General features: G+C 28.5%; 3 protein-coding genes and 1 pseudogene. 1 reads left to right on the top strand and 3 read right to left on the bottom strand.

Annotated elements, in window-relative coordinates; genetic code table 11:
- Positions 1–86 precede the first annotated feature (86 nt).
- On the top strand, positions 87–452 hold the full coding sequence (locus tag CD147_RS11575; RefSeq protein WP_103167601.1) for a DUF4870 domain-containing protein: 366 nt from the start codon (positions 87–89) through the stop codon (positions 450–452).
- A gap of 129 nt (positions 453–581) precedes the next feature.
- Here CD147_RS11575 and CD147_RS11570 read toward each other — a convergent pair whose 3' ends face one another.
- The 3 genes and pseudogenes from CD147_RS11570 to CD147_RS11560 form a co-directional block, all read right to left on the bottom strand.
- Complete coding sequence (locus CD147_RS11570) at positions 582–896, bottom strand: hypothetical protein (RefSeq protein WP_103167600.1); 315 nt, start codon at positions 894–896, stop codon at positions 582–584.
- A gap of 126 nt (positions 897–1,022) precedes the next feature.
- Positions 1,023–1,337: a zinc ribbon domain-containing protein gene (locus CD147_RS11565; protein ID WP_103167599.1), complete on the bottom strand. Its 315-nt coding sequence runs from the start codon at positions 1,335–1,337 to the stop codon at positions 1,023–1,025.
- A 6-nt stretch (positions 1,338–1,343) separates the two neighbouring features.
- A pseudogene (locus tag CD147_RS11560) lies at positions 1,344–2,664 on the bottom strand (PrsW family glutamic-type intramembrane protease).
- Positions 2,665–2,809 lie beyond the last annotated feature (145 nt).

Below are 2,809 nucleotides of genomic sequence, written 5' to 3'. Positions count from 1 at the left end.
GTTATAAATGAATTACTTTTATTACAGACTACTTATCTAAAACAACATATTTTAAAATAAAATTTTATTAAGGTGGAAACTTAAAAATGAATTTACAAAATCAATCAAAAAACCCTCAAGCTTTTCAAAATGTAAGTCAAAATGAAAAATCTATGGCTATGTTAATGTGGATTCTTACTTTCTTTACAGGTTTTGTCGGTCCTTTAATTATTTGGATTATTAAAAAAGATGAGTCATCTTATTTAAATAAACAAGGAAAGAATTATATAAATTATGCAATTAGTTATGGTTTATACGGTGTAGGAGCTTTGATACTAACAGCTGTTCTTATTGGTTATCTATTACTATTCGTACTTTCAATTGTATGTCTTGTTTACACTATATTAGCAATCGTAACTGTAAATAAAGGCGAAAATTATGTCGTACCTTTTACAATCGAGATTATTAAATAAACGTATAATGGTAATTCCTAGTATTATTATTTTATAACTTCAATACTTAAACGAAAAAAGCCAATCCTATTATCAGGGTTGGCTTTTTTCGTTTAAATATTCATTAGGGAGGTTACTTTTACTAATAATCTAATCGCTACTTGGTAATTGATTGACATTTTTAATAGCTTTAACCATTCCATCTTCTACTACTACAATGACACTAAAATTATTATCTTTATATGCATCATAAATTAAATTATCGTTTTCACGATTGTCAGGCTGACCATAAACATCTGTATAACTTGTTTCTGACACATCACTAGGCGCAACTACTACATTAATTACTTCGTTAATTTCATTGTATACAACACCAATATCTCCATATTTATCATAATGACTACCTTCTAAAAACATGCTTCCATCAGATTTTCCGTATTTATTTTCAATTTCTGATTTACTCATGCCTTTGTATATTCCTGCATATCCCTCTTTTGAAGGTGCTTTAATATATTGTTTATCAAAAACATCACTAAACACATCAAGGTGAGGGCCATGTAATTCACTACTTGAAGAACTGGAATCACTATTTTACGAAGTAACGTTAGGATTGTCATTAGCTATAAATTGGTTATAAGCATAATATAAACCATAAAATAATAGTCCTACTATTAAAACTATAAAAATAGCCAATAAAACCTTCCAAATTACAGATCCTGTTCCTCGCTTATCTTCCTCATTATAATATGGATAATTAGAATTTTGTCTTGGAGGAAGATTATTTCTACTATCTTCATAATATTGCTTTTGAGAAGATTGCTTATTGCTATTTAACTTAACCCCACAATTATTACAAAATGTTTGCTCTTCTTTAATTGGTTTACCGCAATTTGGACAATATTTCATAATATTTTAGTTCCCCTTTCGCTCTATATATTCTTTTTGAAGCTTATTAACCTGTGTAAGTCCAGATCTCATTAAAATAAATACAAAAATCCAAGCGATAATAATTAAAATCACAAATTTTAAATATGTATTACTAATCTGTATCCCAAATTCCATGTAAAATTACAGATATAAAGAAAAAGAATAAAAAGCGTTTATCCCCGATATTTGACCAATTAAAATTACTACTATCCTTTACAATAACGACCGCGGCGCCAACTATTGCAGCCCATACTAGATGAGATCCTAATGCAGACCACCCTCTTAAGATGACCATTTCACTCATTATACTTAAATCTGGATAACCAGAACTAAATAAACCGAATTTCAAAATATATCCAGCCGATTCAAATACAGCGAATCCTGCTCCTATTGATGCCCCTATAAGTAAACCATTTAAAATTTTATTTGTTTTAAGAGAATTAATAAATAATATCACTATAATTGCCTTACCAGTTTCTTCCACTAAACCAACTAAAAATGCATCTGTAATTGTCATAATTCCATATGTTTGAAATTCATCACTGAATGAAACAAAGTTATATAAAATAATAGTACTTAATAATGAAAATACCCCTCCAACAAAAAACATTTTCAAAACTTCAAAGAAACTAATATTACGAAAAGCATTTGATTCAAAGAAAAATATAACTCCAGAGATAGGCACCATTAATGCCCCAATAAAAATCATACCTGGAATGGCATTATCATTAGCAAAGGTGTTTGCTAAGACCCACAAAGCTATAAAAGTAATTCCTAACGCTAAAAATACACGTGAAAATACCCATGGTCTCCCCCATTCTTGTGATACTTCTGTAATAAGAGGAGTCGTGCTTTTAGTCCCTGCAATAAAGACATCATCTGATTCATGTTTAGAATGCGATTTAAAAACCTCTGAAAACATATCTTTTAAATTTAAATTTAACACTTCATCATTACCGGCTAAACGACCTATTGATTTAGTTGTATTATTAAATAAATTTTTAGCTTCATCAGCTAAACTAGTATTATCAGCAATCTCACTCTCTACTTGTTGAGTGCTTTGATTATAAAGTTCCTCTCTCGGTTGACTACTTATTTTATCAGATAAGTTATATCCACAATTAATACAAAACTTGTCATTAGAGTTTATTGGCTCATGACAATTAGGGCATGATAAGTTATGATCTGCTATTTTTGTTTGTGTGTGATTTTCATTTTCAGCTTTTTTAGTAGTTAAATCATGACCACAATGTTGACAAAATTTATCATTGCTATCTATGCGTCCCCCACATTTTGAACATTCCATTTAGTTGCACCTCTCAAATTTATTTAACACTACTAAAATTATTTTAATTTATTTAATCATAAATTACTATATAAATTTTTAATATATAGTAATATTTATAGATGTTTATTATTAAACTTTATAAGTATAAACAAAGTATTTATAT

Source organism: Staphylococcus devriesei (genome assembly GCF_002902625.1).
Lineage (GTDB): Bacteria > Bacillota > Bacilli > Staphylococcales > Staphylococcaceae > Staphylococcus > Staphylococcus devriesei.
Note: the sequence above shows the minus strand (reverse complement) of the source record. Positions and strands in the feature narration are given on the sequence as shown.

Bases quoted from the DNA above. Each gene is read 5' to 3' on its own strand.
- CD147_RS11575 (WP_103167601.1), top strand. From the start codon at position 87: ATGAATTTACAAAATCAATCAAAAAACCCTCAAGCTTTTCAAAATGTA.
- CD147_RS11570 (WP_103167600.1), bottom strand. From the start codon at position 896: ATGAGTAAATCAGAAATTGAAAATAAATACGGAAAATCTGATGGAAGC.
- CD147_RS11565 (WP_103167599.1), bottom strand. From the start codon at position 1,337: ATGAAATATTGTCCAAATTGCGGTAAACCAATTAAAGAAGAGCAAACA.